Origin of the sequence: Pseudomonas sp. ATCC PTA-122608, from assembly GCF_001952855.1 — a bacterium.
Classification (GTDB): Bacteria; Pseudomonadota; Gammaproteobacteria; order Pseudomonadales; family Pseudomonadaceae; genus Aquipseudomonas.
In genome coordinates this window covers 170,592-191,085 of sequence record NZ_LPNO01000052.1, presented here as the reverse complement: position 1 = coordinate 191,085, position 20,494 = coordinate 170,592, and the positions used below count along the sequence as shown (strand labels likewise).

The 20,494-nt window shown below is 60.7% G+C and carries 15 protein-coding genes; 9 read left to right on the top strand and 6 right to left on the bottom strand.

The annotated features are described in order from the left end of the window. Nucleotides 1-144: 144 nt before the first annotated feature. The 4 genes from leuA to AU074_RS28500 all read right to left on the bottom strand — a co-directional run bounded on the left by leuA (nt 145) and on the right by AU074_RS28500 (nt 5,250). Nucleotides 145-1,824, bottom strand: coding sequence for a 2-isopropylmalate synthase (leuA, locus tag AU074_RS28520; RefSeq protein WP_076017538.1), 1,680 nt, complete (start codon nt 1,822-1,824; stop codon nt 145-147). A gap of 320 nt (nt 1,825-2,144) precedes the next feature. Then, nucleotides 2,145-2,966, bottom strand: a complete 822-nt coding sequence (locus tag AU074_RS28510) for a peptidoglycan DD-metalloendopeptidase family protein (RefSeq protein WP_076017537.1) — start codon at nt 2,964-2,966, stop codon at nt 2,145-2,147. Between the two features lie 3 nt (nt 2,967-2,969). Further along, entirely contained in the window at nt 2,970-4,349 is a 1,380-nt protein-coding gene (gene xseA / locus AU074_RS28505) for an exodeoxyribonuclease VII large subunit (RefSeq protein ID WP_076017536.1), read from the bottom strand. Nucleotides 4,350-4,359: 10 nt separating this feature from the next. Further along, nucleotides 4,360-5,250, bottom strand: a complete 891-nt coding sequence (locus AU074_RS28500) for a LysR family transcriptional regulator (RefSeq protein ID WP_076017535.1) — start codon at nt 5,248-5,250, stop codon at nt 4,360-4,362. Between the two features lie 98 nt (nt 5,251-5,348). Between AU074_RS28500 and AU074_RS28495 the strand changes: the two genes are divergently transcribed. The 4 genes from AU074_RS28495 (at nt 5,349) to guaA (ending at nt 10,206) form a co-directional block, all read left to right on the top strand. Beyond that, nucleotides 5,349-6,116 (top strand): sulfite exporter TauE/SafE family protein, encoded by a 768-nt coding sequence (locus tag AU074_RS28495; RefSeq protein ID WP_076017534.1) that lies wholly within the window; start codon nt 5,349-5,351, stop codon nt 6,114-6,116. A gap of 161 nt (nt 6,117-6,277) precedes the next feature. After that, a complete protein-coding gene (locus tag AU074_RS28490; RefSeq protein WP_003209647.1) occupies nt 6,278-6,826 on the top strand; it encodes a hypothetical protein in 549 nt (182 codons plus the stop codon). A 250-nt stretch (nt 6,827-7,076) separates the two neighbouring features. Then, nucleotides 7,077-8,546 (top strand): IMP dehydrogenase, encoded by a 1,470-nt coding sequence (gene guaB, locus AU074_RS28485; protein WP_076017533.1) that lies wholly within the window; start codon nt 7,077-7,079, stop codon nt 8,544-8,546. 82 nt (nt 8,547-8,628) lie between these two features. Then, nucleotides 8,629-10,206 (top strand): glutamine-hydrolyzing GMP synthase, encoded by a 1,578-nt coding sequence (gene guaA / locus AU074_RS28480; RefSeq protein ID WP_076017532.1) that lies wholly within the window; start codon nt 8,629-8,631, stop codon nt 10,204-10,206. Nucleotides 10,207-10,441: 235 nt separating this feature from the next. Here the strand turns inward: guaA and treR are convergent, their stop codons facing one another. After that, nucleotides 10,442-11,146, bottom strand: a complete 705-nt coding sequence (gene treR / locus AU074_RS28475; protein WP_003209636.1) for a trehalose operon repressor — start codon at nt 11,144-11,146, stop codon at nt 10,442-10,444. 236 nt (nt 11,147-11,382) lie between these two features. Between treR and treP the strand changes: the two genes are divergently transcribed. The 5 genes from treP (at nt 11,383) to AU074_RS28450 (ending at nt 18,879) form a co-directional block, all read left to right on the top strand. Next, a complete protein-coding gene (gene treP, locus AU074_RS28470; RefSeq protein WP_076017531.1) occupies nt 11,383-12,825 on the top strand; it encodes a PTS system trehalose-specific EIIBC component in 1,443 nt (480 codons plus the stop codon). Between the two features lie 118 nt (nt 12,826-12,943). Then, entirely contained in the window at nt 12,944-14,590 is a 1,647-nt protein-coding gene (gene treC, locus AU074_RS28465; RefSeq protein ID WP_076017530.1) for an alpha,alpha-phosphotrehalase, read from the top strand. A gap of 71 nt (nt 14,591-14,661) precedes the next feature. Next, entirely contained in the window at nt 14,662-15,882 is a 1,221-nt protein-coding gene (locus AU074_RS28460; RefSeq protein ID WP_076017529.1) for a carbohydrate porin, read from the top strand. 161 nt (nt 15,883-16,043) lie between these two features. Further along, nucleotides 16,044-18,575, top strand: a complete 2,532-nt coding sequence (gene ptsP / locus AU074_RS28455) for a phosphoenolpyruvate--protein phosphotransferase (RefSeq protein WP_076017528.1) — start codon at nt 16,044-16,046, stop codon at nt 18,573-18,575. Between the two features lies 1 nt (nt 18,576). Further along, complete coding sequence (locus AU074_RS28450) at nt 18,577-18,879, top strand: PTS transporter subunit EIIB (protein ID WP_076017527.1); 303 nt, start codon at nt 18,577-18,579, stop codon at nt 18,877-18,879. A gap of 139 nt (nt 18,880-19,018) precedes the next feature. Here the strand turns inward: AU074_RS28450 and mltF are convergent, their stop codons facing one another. Continuing rightward, nucleotides 19,019-20,479 (bottom strand): membrane-bound lytic murein transglycosylase MltF, encoded by a 1,461-nt coding sequence (mltF, locus tag AU074_RS28445; RefSeq protein WP_076017526.1) that lies wholly within the window; start codon nt 20,477-20,479, stop codon nt 19,019-19,021. Nucleotides 20,480-20,494: the final 15 nt, after the last annotated feature.

The window sequence follows — 20,494 nt, the reverse complement described above, 5'->3', positions numbered from 1 at the left end:
CTGAATCGTCTGGAGGAATGCATACCCCTGTGGGAGCCGGGCTTGCCCGCGATGAGGCCCTGACAGTCACCACAAATTTCGAACTCCATAAAAAAGGCCCCTGGATTCTCATCCCGGGGCCTTTTGCATTTCAGCGGTCAGTGTTTACGCCGCTTTCGCTTCCAGCTGGCTCAACGAGCGGTTCAGCGCACTGAACACCGCCTTGAAGCTCGCCGTGGTGATGTTCTCATCAATGCCCACGCCGTGCACCGGACGCTCACCGTTCACTCGCAGCTCAATGTAAGCAGCGGCCTTGGCATTGGTGCCGGCTCCAATCGCGTGTTCGTTGTAGTCCATGATCTCAACACCAATCGGCAGGCCGGCCACCAGCGCTTCCAGGGCGCCGTTGCCTTTGCCATGCCAGCGCAGGTTGGTTTCGCCCTGGCCTTTGCCGGAGACTTCAACTTCCACCGAGCTGTTGCCGTTCTCTTCCTGCAAGCGATGGCTGACCAGCGCGTAAGGAATGTTGGCCTGCAGGTATTCACGCTGCAACAAGCTGTAGATCTGCGAGGCGGTCATCTCCAGGCCCACGCGGTCGGTTTCGGCCTGTACCACCTGGCTGAACTCGATCTGCATGCGGCGCGGCAAGCTGATGCCGTATTCCTGCTCCAGCAGGTAGGCGATGCCGCCTTTGCCCGACTGGCTGTTGACGCGAATCACTGCCTCGTAGCTGCGGCCGATGTCCGCCGGGTCGATCGGCAAGTACGGCACTTCCCACAGGGTATCGTCTTTCTGCTGGGTGAAGCCCTTGCGGATCGCGTCCTGGTGGGAGCCGGAGAACGCGGTGTGAACCAGGTCGCCGACGTACGGGTGACGCGGGTGCACCGGGATCTGGTTGCACTCTTCGACGACCTTGCGGATGCCGTCGATATCGGAGAAGTCCAGCTGAGGGTCGAGGCCCTGGGTGTACATGTTCAACGCCACGGTCACCAGGTCGACGTTACCGGTACGTTCGCCGTTGCCGAACAGGCAGCCTTCGACACGGTCGGCGCCGGCCATCAGGCCCAATTCGGTAGCGGCCACGCCAGTGCCACGGTCGTTGTGGGTGTGCAGGCTGATGATCACGCTGTCACGACGGTTGATATGGCGACCGAACCACTCGATCTGGTCGGCATAGATGTTCGGGGTGGCGCATTCAACGGTAGCTGGCAGGTTGAGAATCACCTTGTGCTCAGGGGTCGGGTTCCAGACCTCGATCACCGCGTCACAGACTTCCTTGGCGAACTCCAGCTCAGTGGCGCTGAAGGTCTCTGGCGAGTATTCGAAGGTCCACTGGGTTTCCGGCTGCTGGGCTGCGTATTTGACGAACAGCTTGGCCGCGTTGACCGCGATGGCCTTGATGCCGTCCTTGTCCTGGTTGAACACAATGCGGCGGAACGACGGCGAGGTGGCGTTGTACAAGTGAACGATGGCTTTCTTCGCCCCGCGCAGGGACTCGAAGGTGCGTGCGATCAAGTCTTCACGGCCCTGGGTCAGCACCTGGATGGTGGTGTCCTCGGGGATGTGATTGTCTTCGATCAGGGTACGCACGAAGTCGAAGTCGGTTTGCGACGCGGCCGGGAAGGAGGCTTCGATTTCCTTCACACCGACGGCGACCAAGGTCTTCCAGAAGCGCAGCTTTTTCACCGCGTCCATCGGCTCGATCAGCGACTGGTTGCCGTCGCGCAAGTCGGAACTGCACCAGATCGGCGCGGCGGTAATGGTCTTCGACGGCCAGGTGCGGTCCGGGATATCAATGGTCGGGAACGCGCGGTACTTCGAAGACGGGTCTTTGAGCATGCTCATCGGGAAATCCTTTGTTTAGGGGCCGAGAAGAGGCGGCCTGCCGTAAAACTGTTATTGGGAATAAAGCAGAAGACGAGGCAGATCGATTCAGCCTGGCAGTCGTGCGCTGACGAGGCACAGGCTGCGGTGCTGGCGGAGCTGAATGAGGGTGTGAGAGGTTTTCATAGGTCCAACCCTAACCGCCGGGGTGAAAGATGGCAAGCAGTCGAAAAAAATTGAGAGAAGTTCTTCTATCGGCTAAGAAAACGAGATTTTATGGTTGATAATTGCGCGCAGGGTTGTTTTGTTTGCGCCCCCGTTGCCGGGTGCGCAATTGAACGTCAGGGCTGAAACGCGCCGATAAAGATCGCCGGATCCACCCGTGCGTCGTTCAGGCTGATGTTCCAATGCATATGCGGCCCGGTCGCCCGGCCGGTGGAACCGACCTTGCCCACTACCGCACCACGGGCCAGTTGCTGGCCAACGCTCACATCAATCTTCGACATATGGCAGAACATGCTGATAAAGCCCTGGCCATGGTCGACAAACACGGTGTTGCCGTTGAAGAAGTAGTTACCGGTCAGAATCACCTTGCCCGCCGCCGGGGTCTTGATCGGCGTTCCGGCGCCCACGGCAAAGTCCAGGCCCGAATGCGGATTACGCTCCTCGCCATTGAAGAAACGTCGTACGCCGAACTTGCTCGACAGCGGCCCGTTCACCGGCTTGTCCAGCAGCAGGTTGCTCGGCGTGTTCGGGCTGAAGCTGCGATAGGCCTTGAGCTGGACCGCCAGCTCGCCCTCGATGCGTTTGAGCTGCGCCGGGTCCGGGTTCACCTGGCTTTTGTTCTTCAGGGTGATGTGCTGCTCGGGGTATTTCTTGAACCCCACGACAAACGGCAGGTTCTGCGCACCGCTGGTGATTCGTTGGGTGCCGGGTTTGACCGTCAGCGGGATACCGACAATCGCCAGCCAGTTGTTCTGTTCCTTCACCACCAGCACTGGCCGGTTCAGGTAGGTGGCTTTGGGCGCCGTCGCCGAAGTGCCGAGGTCGACCACTGCGACGCCACCGGGTACCGGCTTGTTCAGCAAGCGAGTGATGTAGCTATCGGCATGGGCATTGAAGGTCAGGCACAACAGCATCAACAAACTTAAAAAGCGTGGCATCAATCAATCCAGTAACGAGAGGGTGACGGGCGTCAGGTGGTTGTCTTCCACCCGCACTTGCAATTGGCCTTCACCGAGGCGCGCGGTCAGGCGCTGGCCGGTGTGGGTTTGCGCGGCGTTGCGTATTGCCTGGCCGCGCTCGTCGAGCAGGATGCTGTAGCCGCGTCCGAGAGTAGCCAGCGGGCTGACCACGTGCAGCGTTTGCACCTGGCTTTGCAGTTGCAGGCGACGGGCCTTGAGGCCTTCGCGCATGGCGCGGGGCAGGCGTTCGGCGAGGCTGTCCAGGCGTTGGCGCAGCAGCGTCAATTGACGGCCAGGATGCTGGCCGGCGAGGCGGGTTTCGAGGCGGATCAGCCGTTCGCGACGGGTGTTGAGGCTGCGTTCGAAGGCACGGCGCAGGCGCATGTCCAGGTCGTCGAGGCGCTGGGCTTGCTGGCGCAGGCGTTCGCCCGGGTGACGCAGGCGACGGGCCATGCCTTCCAGGCGCAGGCGGTCGTGGGTCAGGCGGTTGCGCATCAGCATCACCAGGCGGCGGTGCAGATTCTCTACTTGGCGAGCCAGGTGACTGGAGTCCGGCGCTAACAGCTCGGCAGCGGCGGAGGGGGTAGGGGCGCGTACGTCGGCGACAAAGTCGCTGATCGACACATCGGTCTCATGGCCAACGGCGCTGACGATGGGCGTCACGCAGGCGTCCACGGCACGCGCCACGGCTTCTTCGTTGAAGCACCAGAGGTCTTCCAGCGAGCCGCCGCCACGGGCCAGGATCAGCGCGTCGAAGCCACGTGCATCGGCCAGCTTCAGCGCGCGGACGATCTGCGCCACGGCTTCACGACCTTGCACGGCTGTCGGGATCAGCGTCAGTTCCACGTTGGGCGCCCGGCGGCGGAACACGCTGATGATGTCGCGAATCACCGCGCCGGTGGGCGAGCTGATAATCCCGATGCGTCGTGGGTGTGCGGGCAGCGGCACCTTGCGCTCGGCACTGAACAGGCCTTCGGCGCTAAGTTTTTCCTTCAGCGCGTCGAAGGCCAGGCGCAGTGCGCCGTCACCGGCCGGCTCCACCGTGTCGAGAATCAGCTGATAGTCGCCACGGCCCTCAAACAGCGAGACCTTGCCCCGTACCTTCACCGCCAGGCCGTCTTTCAACGCCTGGCGCACCCGTGCGGCATTCTGCCGGAACAGCGCACAACGCACTTGGGCGCCGCTGTCCTTGAGGGTGAAGTATACGTGGCCGGAGGCCGGGCGGGCGAGGTTGGAGATCTCGCCTTCAACCCAGATATTGGTGAACACGTCTTCCAGCAACACCCGCGCACGGCCGTTGAGCTGGCTGACAGTCAGGACTTCGCGGTCCAGGCCCAGACGGGCAAAGGGATCTTTAATCATGGGCGGCAGTTTATAGGCATTCGTGCAGGGTTTGACAGAACTGCTCCACCAGCGCGCTCGGCGTTTGCTGGCAGGCGAGGGCGACAGTGCTTTGGCAATCGGGATCGGCCAGGGGCAGAAACTGAATGCTGGCCGGCGCAATGTCCTGCATCGACTCCGGCAGCAGGGCAATCCCGAATCCGGCCTGGATCAGCTGCAATTGCGTGGTCTTGCGCGACATCACTCGGGCGGCCTTGGGGAAAAATCCTGCACGCATGCACAACTCGGCTGACAGGTAACTCAGCCCACCGCGCTGGGGGTGAGGGATAGAGATAAACGCTTCGTTCTTCAGTTGCGCCAAATCGATACCGGATGTGTGCCCGGCCAACCGGTGATTCGGCGGCACGGCCAGCAACAGCCGCTCGCTATATAACGGCACGATGCGCACGCCTTCGCGCTGGCGCAACACCGGCAAGCGCAACAGCCCGATCTCCAGCCGACCGTCGGCGATTTCTTCCAGCTGGGCTTCGGAGGACAGTTTGACGATGTCCATCGACACGCCCGGGCATTGCTCCAGCCAGGCACCGATGCCGCGCAGCAGGCGGCCACTCATCGGCACCGTGCTCGAATGGCTCATCCGCAGCGTGCCGAGTTGGCCATTGCCCACTTGCGTCGCCATTTCACTGGCTTTGAGCAGTTCGCCCAGCAGGTTGCGTGCCCGTGGGTAAAACGCCTCGCCCGCAGCCGTTAGCCGTGGCTGGCGTGCGGTGCGTTCGAACAAGGGCGTTTGCAGCAGGTTTTCCAGCTCCTTAATCTGCCGGCTGAGGGCCGATTGCGCTACAAACAGCCGCTCGGCCGCCGCGCTGAAGCTGCCGCTCTCGGCGATTTCGACGAAGTAACGCAACTGCCGGGTAGAAATCACAAGTCATGCCTTTTCGAGATGGGTAACGAGCTTTGAAGATATTAGTCGCAACCCTGGCTAATGGCTAAAGTGATGGCATCTCCAATAAGGAATACGTCATGAGCCCGGTCGAACTGTTGAGTCATTGGTCGTTTGGCGGTGTTGACTGGCTGGTGATCGGCGTGGCGATTGCCCTGGCCTATATCGTATTTGGTATCGCCGGTTTTGGTACTGCGCTGGTGGCGGGGCCGATCCTGATTCTGTTCATGCCGCTGTCGAAGATCATCCCGTTGCTGGTGCTGCTGGATTTTGTCGCGGCCTTTGGCAACCTCCTGCAATCGCGGCGGGATGTGGTGAAACCGGAATTGCTGAGGCTGCTGCCGTGCATGGCGATTGGCTGCACCCTGGGGGTGATCTTCCTGCTCAACCTGCACTCCGATTTATTGCTGCTGTTGATGGGGCTGTTTATCAGTGCCTATGCGATCTACAGCCTGGCGGTGAAGGCCAAACCCACGCAACTGGCGGCCGGTTGGGCGATTCCCATGGGCGTTGTGGGCGGGTTGTTCGGGGCGTTGTTCGGCAGCGGCGGCTTTTTATATGCGATCTACCTCAACAGCCGTTTGCCCAAGGATGGCGCGCGGGCGACCCAGAGTGCCTTGATCAGTTGCAGCACGGTGGTGCGCCTGAGCCTGTTTTTGATCGCGGGCGTGTATGCCGAGCTACCCTTGTTGATGTTGGCGGTGTGCCTGTTGCCGGCCATGGCGCTAGGGCTGTGGGCGGGCCGGAGGCTGACCCTGCGCATGTCCCGCGAGGCGTTCGTGCGGTTGGTGACCTGGCTGGTGCTGGCCAGCGGCATTGCACTGATTGCCCGTTACTTGAGTACTTGACCTGTGGGTGTCAGGGATTAAGCTGCCGGGCTTTAGGGCCTCTTCGCGAGCAAGCCCGCTCCCACATTCGACTGCATTTATCCTGTAGGAACGCGGTCGAATGTGGGAGCGGGCTTGCTCGCGAAGGCGTCAGAAGCCACACCGCAGGACACCCAGGCACCATGAACTCCCAAAGCATCCTTGTCCCCAAGATCTCCACCTTGCCCGTCCACGAACCCCGCGCCCGGGCGATTGTGCGCTGGCTGGTGCGCAAGAACATCGTCAAGGAAGAACTCACCACCTGCGGGCGCACCGGCAACCGCATGGGCTACGCCCTGGCCGACGGTGCCCGCGCCGTGGTGCTGCATCCCGATGCGCTGCCGTTCAACGAGCCGATCAACGGCCTGGAGATCATCTACAAGCGCTGCATCTACACCCCGGCCAAGGGCTTTCTCGAAGAAGCCGGCTGCCCCGAATGCCTCAAGGAAGTCGGCGAAGCACTGTTCGAAAGCCTGGAAGACTGGATGCCCGGCCACACCGATAACTTCACCTGCCCGCTGTGTGGGCATGAAGACGACATCAATGGCTTCCTGTTCCTGCAGGAATGCGGCTTTTCCAACCTGGGATTTATCTTCAATAACTGGGCGGAGGCGGGGTTCAAGCAGAGTTTTATCGACGAATTTGCCGACTGGCTGGACCAGAAGATGAGTTGGGTCAAAGTCGAACTTTAATCCGATGTGATCGTTCCCACGCTCCCGCGTGGGAACGCTTCCCGTGACGCTCCGCGTCGCCCTGGCATGCAGCGCCTGCAGGACGCGGAGCGCCCAAAGCGGCATTCCCACGCAGAGCGTGGGAACGATCAGTGTTGAAAAAATCATCCATCTATCAGTATTACCAAGTTTGTCAGAGTTTTACATTGAACCCGAGGGGGTGTCTGACTATAATGGCGCGCTTCCATTTTCCCGCTCGGGAGCCCCCGCGATGCTGCGTATCAGCCAAGAAGCTCTGACATTCGACGACATTCTCCTAGTGCCCGGTTATTCCGAGGTGCTTCCTAACGAAGTCAGTCTCAAGACCCGCCTAACCCGTGGCATCGAGCTGAATATTCCTCTGGTTTCCGCTGCCATGGACACCGTCACCGAAGCCCGTTTGGCAATTGCCATGGCTCAGGAAGGCGGCATCGGCATCATCCACAAGAACATGACCATCGAGCAGCAAGCTGCCGAAGTTCGCAAGGTCAAGCGTTACGAAGCCGGTGTGGTCAAGGACCCGATCACCATCGAGGCCGATGCCACCGTTCGTGACCTGTTCGACCTGACCCGCCTGCACAACATCTCCGGCGTTCCGGTACTGCACGATGGCGACCTGGTCGGCATCGTCACTTCCCGTGACGTGCGTTTCGAGAACCGTCTTGAAATCACCGTCCGCGAAGTGATGACGCCTAAAGAGCGCCTGGTCACTGTCATGGAAGGCGCGGACAAGGACGACGCTCGTGAGCTGTTGCACAAGCACCGCATTGAACGCGTACTGATCGTCGACGACAAATTCGCCCTTAAGGGCATGATGACCGTCAACGACATCGAAAAAGCCAAGGCTTACCCGCTGGCCAGCAAGGATGACCAAGGTCGTCTGCGCGTAGGCGCTGCGGTCGGTACCGGTAAAGACACCGGTGACCGTGTAGCGGCCCTGGTGGCTGCCGGTGTTGACGTGGTGGTGGTCGACACTGCCCACGGTCACTCCAAAGGCGTGATCGACCGCGTTCGCTGGGTCAAACAGAACTTCCCTGACGTGCAAGTGATCGGCGGCAACATTGCCACCGGCGCTGCCGCCAAGGCCCTGGCCGAAGCCGGTGCTGATGCAGTCAAGGTCGGTATCGGCCCTGGTTCGATCTGCACCACCCGTATCGTGGCCGGTGTAGGCGTGCCGCAAATCAGCGCCATCGCCAACGTCGCCGCTGCCCTTGAAGGCACTGGCGTACCGTTGATCGCCGACGGCGGCATCCGTTTCTCCGGTGACCTGTCCAAGGCCATCGTAGCGGGTGCTTCCTGCGTGATGATGGGCTCGATGTTCGCCGGTACTGAAGAAGCACCAGGCGAGATCGAACTGTTCCAGGGTCGTTCGTACAAGGCTTACCGTGGCATGGGTTCCCTGGGCGCCATGTCCCAGGCTCAAGGCTCTTCCGACCGTTACTTCCAGGACTCCTCCGCGGGCGCCGAGAAGCTGGTACCGGAAGGCATTGAAGGGCGTGTTCCGTACAAGGGCACCCTGAGCGCCATCATCCATCAACTGATGGGCGGCCTGCGTTCCTCGATGGGCTACACCGGCAGCGCCGACATCGAAGAAATGCGCACCAAGCCTGAGTTCGTGCGGATCACCGGTGCCGGTATGGCCGAGTCCCACGTCCACGACGTACAGATCACCAAGGAAGCGCCAAACTACCGCGTAGGTTGATGCTTCCAGCAAATAGTTAAGTAACCGGGGCTGTCTTATTCAGCCCCGAGTTGTTTCTGATTCATTAGACGAGACTGATCTCATGGCCCTCGACATTCACGCCCACCGCATCCTGATCCTCGACTTCGGTTCCCAGTACACCCAGCTGATCGCCCGCCGCGTGCGTGAAATCGGCGTGTACTGCGAACTGCATCCGTTCGACATGGACGACGAAGCGATTCGCGAATTCGCTCCAAAAGGCGTCATTCTCGCCGGCGGCCCCGAGTCCGTGCACGAAGCCAACAGCCCGCGTTGCCCACAGGCCGTATTTGACCTGGGCGTGCCGGTCTTCGGTATCTGCTACGGCATGCAGACCATGGCCGAGCAACTGGGCGGCAAGGTTGAAGGTTCCGAGCTGCGTGAATTCGGTTACGCCCGTGTCGACGTAGTCGGCAAGAGCCGCCTGCTGGACGGTATCGAAGACCACATCGACGCCGACGGCCTGTTCGGCCTCGACGTGTGGATGAGCCACGGTGACAAGGTCACCAAGATGCCGCAAGACTTCCACATCCTGGCCAGCACCCCGAGCTGCCCGATCGCCGGTATGTTCAACGACGAGCGCGGCTACTACGGTGTGCAGTTCCACCCGGAAGTGACCCACACCAAGCAAGGCGGCCGCATCCTTTCGCGCTTCATCCTCGACATTTGCGGCTGTGAAGCGCTGTGGACCCCGTCGAAAATCGCTGAAGACGCCATCGCCAACATCCGTGCCCAGGTCGGCACCGACAACGTCCTGCTGGGCCTGTCCGGCGGCGTTGACTCCTCCGTGGTTGCAGCCCTGCTGCACAAGGCCATCGGCGACCAACTGACCTGCGTCTTCGTCGACAACGGCCTGCTGCGCCTGCACGAAGGTGAGCAAGTGATGGCCATGTTCGCCGAGAACATGGGCGTCAAGGTGATTCGCGCCAACGCTGAGGAGCAGTTCCTGAACAACCTGGCTGGCGAGTCCGACCCGGAGAAGAAGCGCAAGATCATCGGTCGCACCTTCATCGACGTATTCGATGCCCAGTCCAACAGCCTGGACAACATCAAGTACCTCGCCCAAGGCACCATCTACCCGGACGTGATCGAGTCGGCTGGCGCCAAGAGCGGCAAGGCCCACGTGATCAAGTCCCACCACAACGTGGGCGGCCTGCCTGAGGAAATGAACCTCAAGCTGGTAGAACCACTGCGCGAACTGTTCAAGGACGAAGTCCGTCGTCTGGGCCTGGAATTGGGCCTGCCGTACGACATGGTCTACCGCCACCCATTCCCGGGCCCGGGCCTGGGCGTGCGGATCCTCGGTGAAGTGAAGAAAGAATACGCCGACCTGCTGCGTCGCGCCGACCACATCTTCATCGAAGAGCTGCGCAAGGCCGACTGGTACCACAAGGTCAGCCAGGCATTCGTGGTGTTCCAGCCAGTCAAGTCGGTTGGTGTCGTAGGCGATGGTCGTCGTTACGCCTGGGTTGTTGCCCTGCGTGCAGTGGAAACCATCGACTTCATGACCGCCCGTTGGGCACACCTGCCGTACGAGCTGCTGGAGACTGTCAGCGGTCGTATCATCAATGAGATCGAAGGTATTTCGCGCGTTACGTATGACGTGTCGAGCAAGCCGCCGGCGACGATTGAGTGGGAATGATCCTGCCGTAGCAGGTGAGCGCTGAATATCAAAACCCCGGCCTGGTGCCGGGGTTTTGTGTTTGTGGGGTAGGCGCTTTTAATCGAGAGCTGCAAATGATCGTTTATGCGAGTTGCATCGTATGCGATGCATTTTTACGCAATTACCTTTTTATGCACTGTATAGGATGCATTTGGATAGAGATGAGTTGGGAGTCCTGATCAACAATCAATGAGTCACCCAATTCTTTGTTCACTCACCGCCGCGCAATATCCGAAAAGTAAAACTTATCCAGCGTATGCCGCGACTCGGTGTACTCGAACTGCCTTCCATCCTGCAAAAACGTCTGGTTGCTCACCACGATCACATGGCTCTGACCTTCGAGGTCCAGGTGTGTCTGATCGTCCTTCCCCCGCGGCAGCGCTTCGATGGTGCGCTGCGCATAGCTGATTTGCAGCTGCAGCGTCTGCTCGATAAACGCATAGATCGACTGCTCGGCAATCTCCCGGTCCAGCCCCGGAATCAGGTCGGCGACGAAGTGATTGATGTCGAGGATCACCCGCTTGCCGTCGATCCGCCGTACCCGTTTGACCCGGGTTATCAGGCTGCCGGCTTCGGCTTCGATGTGTTGCATCAGCGGGCCTTCCAGGGGGAATTGGCTGAACTCCACCACTTCGGTGCTGACGTCATCACCGAGGGCGGCATGGGTCTCGCGAAAGCTGACGATGCCGCCGAGCTGGAATTCGATGGGGTTGGGCGACAGTACGAATGTGCCCTTGCCATGGATCTTTTGCGCGAACCCGCGCTCCTGCAATTGCTCGATCGCTCGGCGCACCGTGCCACGGCTGGCCTGGTAGGCGTCCATCAGTTCGGTTTCGGAGGGCAGGCGCGTGCCGCGTTGCAGGCGTTCGGTGGTGATGCTGGCAAGCAGATCGGTATAGATCTGGTTGTATTTGCTCATGGGGGAGGGCTCTGTGCCGCGTTGGCGTTCAAGGCAGGAACCTTAGTGGCAGCGATGGGGTTTGTCCATGCAACCCATTGTAGAACTCGGAAATTTCTGACTTAAAAAACAGAAAATTAATCATTTTCAAACTCGTACATACGAGTTATTGCTTTAACTCGTACAGACGAGTACTTTTGGCTTCGGCGTGCTGCCTATGACCGCCCCAATAAAAAAAACCAAAGTGGATACCAAGCATGAGCCACGACTATCCGAATATTGCCCGCGAGATTCTCAAGAACCTCGGTGGCAGCGACAACCTTGAGCAAGCTGCCCACTGCGTGACCCGCCTGCGCCTGGCCCTCAAGGACCCGAGCCTGGCGAACAGCGGCGCTCTGAACCAGGTCGACCTGGTCAAGGGTTCGTTCTTCACCGGCGGCCTGTTCCAGATCGTGATCGGCCCCGGCGAAGTGGAAAAGGTCTACGCCGCCCTGCGTGAGCAAACGGGCCTCGCCGCGTCGACCATCGCGGACGTGAAACAGAAAAGCGCCGACAAGATAAACCCGATGCAGCGCCTGGTGCGGGTGTTCTCCGACGTGTTCATGCCGATTTTGCCGGCACTGATCATTGCCGGCTTGCTCATGGGGGTGAACAACCTGATGGGCGCCAAGGGCATGTTCATCGCGGACAAGACCCTGCTCGATGCCTATCCGAACCTGGATGGCCTGTGGAGCCTGATCAACCTGATGGCCAACACCTCGTTCGTGTTCCTGCCGGCGCTGGTGGGCTGGTCGGCGGCCAAGCGTTTTGGTGGCAGTGAAATCCTCGGCATCGTCCTCGGCCTGATGCTGGTGCACCCCGATTTGCTCAATGCCTGGAACTACGGCAAGGCGGTCGCCGGCCTTGATGGCGCGAGCCTGCCGTACTTCGATATTTTCGGCTGGTTCAAAATCGAGAAGGTCGGTTATCAGGGGCAAATCTTGCCGATCCTGCTGGCCGCCTACGTGATGAGCGTGATTGAAAAATGGCTGCGGGCACGGGTGCCGAATGCCATCCAATTGCTGGTGGTACCGATCACTACCATCGTTGTCACCGGTGTGCTGGCGCTGGCGATCATCGGCCCGGTGACCCGTCACCTCGGCATCCTGATCACCGAAGGCGTGGTCACTCTGTTTGACCTGGCGCCCATGGTCGGCGGCGCCATTTTCGGCCTGCTGTACGCACCGCTGGTGATCACCGGCATGCACCACATGTTCCTCGCCGTGGACCTGCAACTGATCTCCACTCAGGGCGGCACCTTTATCTGGCCGATGATCGTCATGTCCAACCTGGCCCAGGGCAGCGCGGCGCTCGGCGTGTTCTACATGAGCCGCAATGCGCGGGATAAAAGCATGGCCTCCACCTCGGCCATTTCCGCTTACTTCGGTATCACTGAGCCGGCGATGTTCGGGGTCAACCTGCGCTTCAAGTTTCCGTTCTACGCCGCCCTGACCGGCTCGGCGCTGGGCAGTATTTTCCTCTCGCTGAACAAGGTCCAGGCCTCGGCCATTGGCGTGGGTGGCTTGCCCGGGTTCATCTCGATCATCCCGCAATACATCCCAAGTTTTGTCATCGGCATGGCCGTCGCGATTGTCGTGCCGTTTGTTTTGACCTGTGTGCTGAGCATGAAGATCGTGCGCCCTGGCTACCGCGTCGCCTGATCTACCGCTTTCGCGAGCAAGCCCGCTCCCACATTTTGAATGCGTTCCCCTGTGGGAGCCGGGCTTGCCCGCGATGAGGCTCTCAAGGCCAGCACATAACTTATTGAAGGAACCCACCATGCAAAACTGGCAACACTCGGTGATCTACCAGATCTACCCAAAAAGCTTCCATAGCCACGCGGGTAACGCCACCGGTGACCTGCTGGGCATCGTGGACAAGCTCGATTACCTGAAATGGCTGGGCGTCGACTGCCTGTGGATCACCCCGTTCCTGCGCTCGCCCCAGCGCGACAACGGCTACGACATCAGCGACTACTACGCCATCGACCCGAGCTACGGGACCATGGCCGATTGCGACCTGCTGATCAGCGAAGCCGCCAAGCGCGGGATCACGCTGATGCTCGACATCGTGGTCAACCACACCTCCATCGAACACGAGTGGTTCCAGCAGGCCCGCAGCAGTCTCGACAACCCGTACCGCGACTTCTACATCTGGCGCGACCAGCCGAACAACTGGGAATCCAAGTTCGGCGGTTCGGCCTGGGAATACGAGGCGCAAACCGGCCAGTACTTCCTGCACCTGTTCGACCACACCCAGGCCGACCTGAATTGGGACAACCCCAAGGTGCGCGCCGAAGTGTTCAAGCTGATGCGCTTCTGGCGCGACAAGGGCGTGGGCGGTTTCCGCCTGGACGTGATCAACCTGATCTCCAAGCCGGCAGATTTCCCGGAAGACAACAGCGACGGTCGACGCTTCTACACCGACGGCCCGAACGTCCACGAATACCTGCAGGAAATGCACCGCGAAGTGTTCGAAGGGCATGACCTGATCAACGTCGGCGAGATGTCGTCCACCAGCCTTGAGCACTGCATTCGTTATTCGAATCCGCAGTACAAAGAGCTGTCGATGACCTTCAACTTTCACCACCTGAAAGTCGATTATCCGAACCTGCAAAAGTGGGTCGCGGCCGACTTCGACTTCCTGCAACTCAAGCAGATTCTGTCCGACTGGCAACTCGGCATGCAGGCCGGTGGCGGCTGGAATGCGCTGTTCTGGTGTAACCACGACCAGCCGCGAGTGGTCTCGCGTTTTGGTGATGACGGCGAACACCGCGTGGTCTCGGCGAAGATGCTCGCCACTGCATTGCACTTCCTCCAGGGCACGCCTTTTGTGTACCAGGGCGAAGAGCTGGGGATGACCAATCCGGGCTTCGACACCATCGACCAATACCGAGATGTCGAGACCCTGAACATCTACCGGCTCAAGCGCGAGGCGGGTGAATCCGAGGCGTCGAGCATGGCGGCGATCATGCAGAAATCCCGCGACAACGGCCGCACACCGATGCAATGGAATGCCGAGCAAAACGCCGGCTTCAGCCGTGGCGAACCGTGGATTGGCATCCCGGCCAACGCGGCGCAGATCAACGTACAAAGCCAGCTGGATGACCCGCAATCGGTGCTGCATCACTACCGCGCGCTGATCGAACTGCGTCGGCACGAGCCGCTGATTCAGGAAGGTGTTTATCGCCAACTGCTGCCGCAGCACACCCAAGTCTGGGCGTACCTGCGTGAGGGCCACGGCGAACGCTTGCTGGTACTCAACAATTTCTACGGCACACCGTGCCAGATCGAATTGCCCGATGGCCTGCTGACGGCGGCGAGTGAGCAACGCCTGCTGATCAGCAACTACAACGACTGCCCACAGCGTTCGAGCCAGGTCTCGCTACGCCCGTATGAATCGTTTGTGCTGCACCTCAAGGACTGAGACCCGCTTTACCCCCGGCGTGGGAGAGCCGGGGTGCTTTAAAAAACATAATAAAAATATCGGAGTGCTTCATGAAAACAACAATAAAGCTGGGCCTCGTTGCATCCTGCCTGACCTTGCCGATGGCAGCTCAGGCGTTGGAATTCGCCGGCTACTTGCGTAGCGGTGCGGGGACTTCAACCGGCAGTGGCAAGCAGCAATGCTTCCAGTTGCCGGGTGCACAATCCAAGTACCGTCTGGGCAACGAGTGCGAGCAGTACGCCGAACTCGAGTTGCGCCAGGACCTGCTGACCCTCGACGACGGCTCGGTGTTCAGCGTCGATGCCATGGCCTCGCTGTACAACAAGTACGACCGGGCGCTGAAGTTCCAGGGTGAAGACAACGGCTCGGCACGCATGCCGCAGATGTATGCGCAGTGGTCGAACATCCCCAGCCTCAACGGCGGTTCGCTGTGGGCCGGCCGGCGCTACTACAAACGAAATGACATCCATATCTCCGACTTTTACTACTGGAACCAGAGCGCCACAGGCGGCGGTATCGAGGACGTGAAAATCGGCGACCTGAAGTACAGCTATGCACTGTCCCGCAAGGACAACCTGTACCAGAAGGAATACGCCACCCGTCACGACTTCAACGTGGCCGGCTTCAAGACCAACCCGGGCGGCGAGCTGGAACTGGGCTTGAGCTACATCGAAAAGGCCGGTGGCCGCGACACCAACAGCGGCTGGGCCATCACTGCCCAACATGTGCAGAAACCCTTCCTTGGCGGGCGCAACAAGTTCGCTTTGCAGTACGGCGAAGGTCCCGGCACCGGCCTCGGCTACACCGGCGATACGTTCCTCGATAAAAGCAGCAAGAGCTACCGTGCGGTGGAGTTCTTCGACTGGCAAGTGACCTCGCGTTTTGGCGGGCAGATCGAGGCCGTCTACCAGAAGGATATTCGCCCGGGCAGCCAGGACCAGACCTGGATGTCGCTGGGCGTGCGCCCTACCTATGCGATCTCCGAACAGTTCAAGCTGGTCACCGAACTCGGTCATGATCAGGTCGAGGCTACTGGAGGCACGCGCAAGCTGAGCAAATTTACCTTCGCCCCGACCTGGTCGCCCAAAGGCCCGGATTTTTGGGCGCGGCCGGAAGTGCGGTTGTACTACACCTACGCGACCTGGAATGAAGCGGCCAAGCGTGCGGCCAATGAACTGGCGGCAGGTTCGGCGTTGTCCGACACCGGCAGCTACGGCACGGCGCGGCATGGTTCCAACGTTGGTGTGCAAGTCGAATATTGGTGGAAGTAGCAGATTCTCTGTAGGAGCGAGCTTGCTCGCGAAGGTCGTCAACGATAACGCGTGCATCCTGGATAAACGCGGTGCCTACGGGTTTTTCGCGAGCAAGCTCGCTCCTACAGAAAACAACATCCGCCCAATGATTTTTACAGAACAAAACAGCAGGTGAAGTCATGACCACAACTCAACCCCTGGAATTGCTGGCGCCCTTGTCCGGGGTGCTGCTCGCCCTGGACCAGGTGCCGGATCCGGTGTTCTCCAGTCGCCTGATCGGCGATGGCCTGTGCATCGATCCGACCTCGCAGACCCTCTGCGCGCCGCTGGCCGGGGTGATCAGCAATATCCAGGACAGTGGTCATGCGGTGAGTGTCACCGACGACAACGGCGTTCAGGTGCTGATGCACATCGGCCTGGACACCGTGAATCTCGCGGGCAAGGGTTTCACCCGACTGGTCGAGGAAGGCCAGCGGGTGGAAGCCGGGCAACCGTTGATTGAATTCGATGCCGACTACGTGGCCCTCAACGCCCGTAGTTTGCTGACCCTGATGCTGGTGGTCAGTGGCGAGCCCTTCAAACTGCTGACGCCCGAGCAGGGTTTGGTCGATGTGGGGCAACCGCTGCTGCGGGTAACCCCGCAAGTCGCTGCTGATGAGGCGAAAGACGAGGAGGGCGAAGCCCTGTTCTCCAAACCGCTGACGCTGCCGAACGCCAACGGCCTGCATGCGCGCCCGGCAGCGGTGCTGGCGCAGGCGGCCAAAGGTTTCAAGGCGAGTATTTACCTGCACAAGCAAACCGAGAGCGCCAACGCCAAGTCGCTGGTGCGGATCATGGCGTTGCAGACGGTGCAGGGCGACAGCTTGCAAGTCAGCGCGGTAGGTGAGGACGCCGAAGCGGCGATCCAGGCGCTGGTGACCTTGCTGGCGGAAGGTTGTGGGGAAGCCGTCGCGGCTCATCAACCTGCCGCCGAACCCGTGACGCCTGATTCATCGGCGACCTTGCTGCGCGGTGTGTGCGCCTCGCCGGGTTCGGCGTTTGGCCAAGTCGTGCAGGTTAAAGAGCTGGCGCTGACCATCGTCGAAGCCGGTAAGGGCGAAGCGCTGGAGCGTGCCGTCCTGACGCAGGCCCTGAGTGACGCGAATCTGGCCCTGCAAACCTTGCAGGAAAAGGCCGTCGGTACCGCCCAGTCCGAGATCTTCCGCGCCCATCAGGAATTGCTGGACGACCCGGCCCTGCTGGAACAGACCCGCGACCTGCTGGACCAGGGCAAAAGCGCGGCCTTCGCCTGGAACAGCGCCACCGAAGCCACCGCCACTCTTTTTCAGGGCCTGGGCAATGCCTTGCTTGCCGAGCGTGCTGCCGACCTGGCAGACGTTGGCCAGCGGGTGCTGAAACTGATCCTCGGCGTTCAGGACCGCGCCTGGGATTTGCCGGAGCAGGCGATCCTGATTGCCGAGCAACTGACCCCGTCACAAACAGCCAGCCTCGACACCCGCAAGGTATTGGGCTTCGTCACGGTGGGCGGCGGCGCTACGAGCCATGTCGCCATCCTTGCCCGCGCTCTTGGCTTGCCGGCCATCTGCGGCGTGCCGACGCAGGTGTTGGAGTTGGTCAACGGCAAACAAGTGCTGCTGGATGCCGACAAGGGCGAGTTGCACCTGAACCCGGACCTGGCGGAGATCGAGCAGCTGCAAGTCACCCGCCAACAGCAAGTGCTGCGCCGTCAGCGGGAAGTGGAGCAGGCTTCGTTGCCCGCCACTACCCGCGACGGTCATCACGTCGAAGTGACGGCCAACGTCGCGTCATTGCAGGAGGTGGAGCAGGCGCTGTCCCTGGGGGGCGAAGGTGTCGGTTTGCTGCGTTCCGAATTCCTCTACCTGGACCGCAACCGCGCACCGAGCCCCGAAGAACAGGCGGGCACCTACAGCGCCATCGCCCGCGCGTTGGGCCCCGAGCGCAATCTGGTGGTGCGCACCCTGGACGTCGGTGGCGACAAGCCGCTGGTCTATGTGCCGATGGACAGCGAGACCAATCCATTCCTCGGCCTGCGCGGGATTCGCCTGTGCCTGGAGCGCCCGGAACTGCTGCGCGAACAATTCCGCGCGATCCTCGCCAGCGCCGGTTTCGCCCGCCTGCATATCATGTTGCCGATGGTCAGCCTGCTCTCGGAGTTGCGCCTGGCGCGGCAGATTCTTGAAGAGGAAGCCCTGGCTTTGGGGCTGACGGAATTGCCGAAGCTGGGAATTATGATCGAAGTACCGTCGGCGGCGTTGATGGCCGACCTGTTTGCGCCGGAGGTGGATTTCTTCTCCATCGGCACCAACGACCTGACCCAATACACCCTGGCCATGGACCGTGATCACCCGCGCCTTGCCAGCCAGGCCGACAGCTTTCACCCGGCGGTGCTGCGCCTGATAGCCACCACCGTCAAGGCGGCCCATGCTCATGGCAAGTGGGTGGGGGTGTGTGGCGCGTTGGCGTCTGAAGCGCTGGCGGTGCCGGTGCTGATCGGGTTGGGGGTGGATGAGTTGTCGGTCAGCGTGCCGTTGATCCCGACCATCAAGGCCACCGTGCGCGAGCTGGACCTGGCCGACTGCCAATCCATCGCCCGACAGGTGCTCGGCCTGGAAGAAGCGGCGCAGGTACGCGAGGCGTTGCGCCTGTACCACGCGGCTACCGTTGAAACCTCATTGGTTGTGGAGAACTGACATGTTCGAGAAATTTCAGCGGGCGTTCTGGAAGGCCCTGACGCCGGATCTGGTTCTTGAAACGCCACAGGCGGTTGTTGCGCCAGCGGGCGAAACAGCGCTGGCGCCGGCGGTGCTGAATGCGCTGGGCGGGGCGGAGAATCTCACGTCGCAGCAGCGGGTGGCATTGACCCGGGTGCGGGTGCAATTGAAGGATGCGGGGCGGTTGGATGCGCAGGCGTTGAAGGCAGCGGGTGTGCCGGGCGTGATGGTGTTGGCGGGCGGGGTGGTGCACCTGATCACCGGCCTGAACACCGCTCTATAAATCAACGGAGATCAAATGTGGGAGCGGGCTTGCTCGCGAAGGCGGTGTGTCAGTCAATACATGTGCTGGCTGAACCACCGCCTTCGCGAGCAAGCCCGCTCCCACATTGGTTTTGTGGTGTTTGGAGAATCGGGGGGGATTAGAGCGGCGGGGTTTCGTCGGTCGGCTTGGTCTTGTCCACACCCGGCACATGCAGGTTGCCTTCCACCACCTGATTGCCTTCCAACTGCGGCTGCGTCACCCACGTCAGGATGTCGTAGTAGCGCCGGATGTTCGCCACAAAGTGCACGGGCTCACCGCCACGGGCATAGCCATAACGGGTCTTGCTGTACCACTGCTTCTGCGACAGGCGTGGCAGCATCTTCTTCACGTCCAGCCACTTGTTCGGGCTCAGGCCTTCTTTCTCGGCCAGCTTGCGCGCGTCATCCAGGTGACCGGTGCCGACGTTGTACGCTGCCAGGGCAAACCAGGTGCGGTCCGGCTCGGCAATCTTGTCGTCCAGTTCATCCTTGATCTTGGCCAGGTACTTGGCGCCGCCCATGATGCTCTGCTTGGCGTCCAAACGGTTGGACACGCCCATGGCTTGCGCAGTGTTCTGGGTCAGCATCATCAGGCCGCGCACGCCGGTCTTGGAGGTGACCGCCGGCTGCCAGAGTGATTCCTGATAACCAATGGCCGCCAACAGGCGCCAGTCGACCTTTTCTTCCTTGGCGTAGGCGCGGAAGTGTTTCTCGTATTTGGGCAGGCGCTGCTGCAGATGCTGGGCGAAGGTGTAGGCGCCGACGTAGCCGAGTACATCGACGTGCCCGTAATAGCGGTCTTTCAGGCGTTGCAGGGTGCCGTTCTTTTCAACCTTGTCGAGGTAGCTGTTGACCTCGTTGAGCAGGCTGTTGTCATCACCCGCGGCCACGGCCCACGCCTGGTTGCTGGCATCACCAAGGTCAAAGGCCACCCGCACGTTGGGGAAGTACACCTGGTTCATCGCCACTTCGTTGGAGTCCACCAGGGTCAGGTCGATCTGGCCTTCGTCCACCATGCGCAGCAGGTCGACCACCTCAACGGCGTCGGATTCTTCGTATTCAATTGCGGGAAACTGTTTTTTCAGCGCCGCCAGTTGCTCGGCGTGGGTGCTGCCCTTGAGCACCATGATCTTCTTGCCCACCAGGTCTGCCGCAGTGGTCGGGCGGGACTGGCCGTTGCGGTAGATGATCTGCGGGGTGACTTCCAGGTACGGATGGGAGAAACGCACCTCTTGGCGACGCTGCTCGCTGCTGACCAGACCGGCGGCGGCCAGCACCGGGCCGTTGGGTTTGCCGATCTGTGAGAACAGGTCGTCAAGATTGTCGGCGGTCTGGATCTCCAGCTTTACACCCAGGTCGTCGGCAAAGCGCTTGACCAGTTCGTATTCGAAACCGGTTTCGCCGTTACGGTCCTGGAAATAAGTGGCCGGGCTGTTTCGGGTAACCACCCGCAATACGCCATCCTCCTTGATTCGCTCGAGCGTGTTGGGTTTATCCACACACGCGCTGAGCAGCAGGAAGAGTCCGGTGACGAAGAGCCATTTGGCGCATCGCGGGCGTAAAGCAGTAGGGGAGAACATCTGCGCAGTATACGC

What these genes read in the sequence shown, in the direction of transcription:
- leuA (WP_076017538.1), bottom strand. Translation starts at nt 1,824, where the DNA reads ATGAGCATGCTCAAAGACCCGTCTTCGAAGTACCGCGCGTTCCCGACC.
- AU074_RS28510 (WP_076017537.1), bottom strand. Translation starts at nt 2,966, where the DNA reads ATGCCACGCTTTTTAAGTTTGTTGATGCTGTTGTGCCTGACCTTCAAT.
- xseA (WP_076017536.1), bottom strand. Translation starts at nt 4,349, where the DNA reads ATGATTAAAGATCCCTTTGCCCGTCTGGGCCTGGACCGCGAAGTCCTG.
- AU074_RS28495 (WP_076017534.1), top strand. Translation starts at nt 5,349, where the DNA reads ATGAGCCCGGTCGAACTGTTGAGTCATTGGTCGTTTGGCGGTGTTGAC.
- AU074_RS28490 (WP_003209647.1), top strand. Translation starts at nt 6,278, where the DNA reads ATGAACTCCCAAAGCATCCTTGTCCCCAAGATCTCCACCTTGCCCGTC.
- guaB (WP_076017533.1), top strand. Translation starts at nt 7,077, where the DNA reads ATGCTGCGTATCAGCCAAGAAGCTCTGACATTCGACGACATTCTCCTA.
- guaA (WP_076017532.1), top strand. Translation starts at nt 8,629, where the DNA reads ATGGCCCTCGACATTCACGCCCACCGCATCCTGATCCTCGACTTCGGT.
- treR (WP_003209636.1), bottom strand. Translation starts at nt 11,146, where the DNA reads ATGAGCAAATACAACCAGATCTATACCGATCTGCTTGCCAGCATCACC.
- treP (WP_076017531.1), top strand. Translation starts at nt 11,383, where the DNA reads ATGAGCCACGACTATCCGAATATTGCCCGCGAGATTCTCAAGAACCTC.
- treC (WP_076017530.1), top strand. Translation starts at nt 12,944, where the DNA reads ATGCAAAACTGGCAACACTCGGTGATCTACCAGATCTACCCAAAAAGC.
- AU074_RS28460 (WP_076017529.1), top strand. Translation starts at nt 14,662, where the DNA reads ATGAAAACAACAATAAAGCTGGGCCTCGTTGCATCCTGCCTGACCTTG.
- ptsP (WP_076017528.1), top strand. Translation starts at nt 16,044, where the DNA reads ATGACCACAACTCAACCCCTGGAATTGCTGGCGCCCTTGTCCGGGGTG.
- AU074_RS28450 (WP_076017527.1), top strand. Translation starts at nt 18,577, where the DNA reads ATGTTCGAGAAATTTCAGCGGGCGTTCTGGAAGGCCCTGACGCCGGAT.
- mltF (WP_076017526.1), bottom strand. Translation starts at nt 20,479, where the DNA reads ATGTTCTCCCCTACTGCTTTACGCCCGCGATGCGCCAAATGGCTCTTC.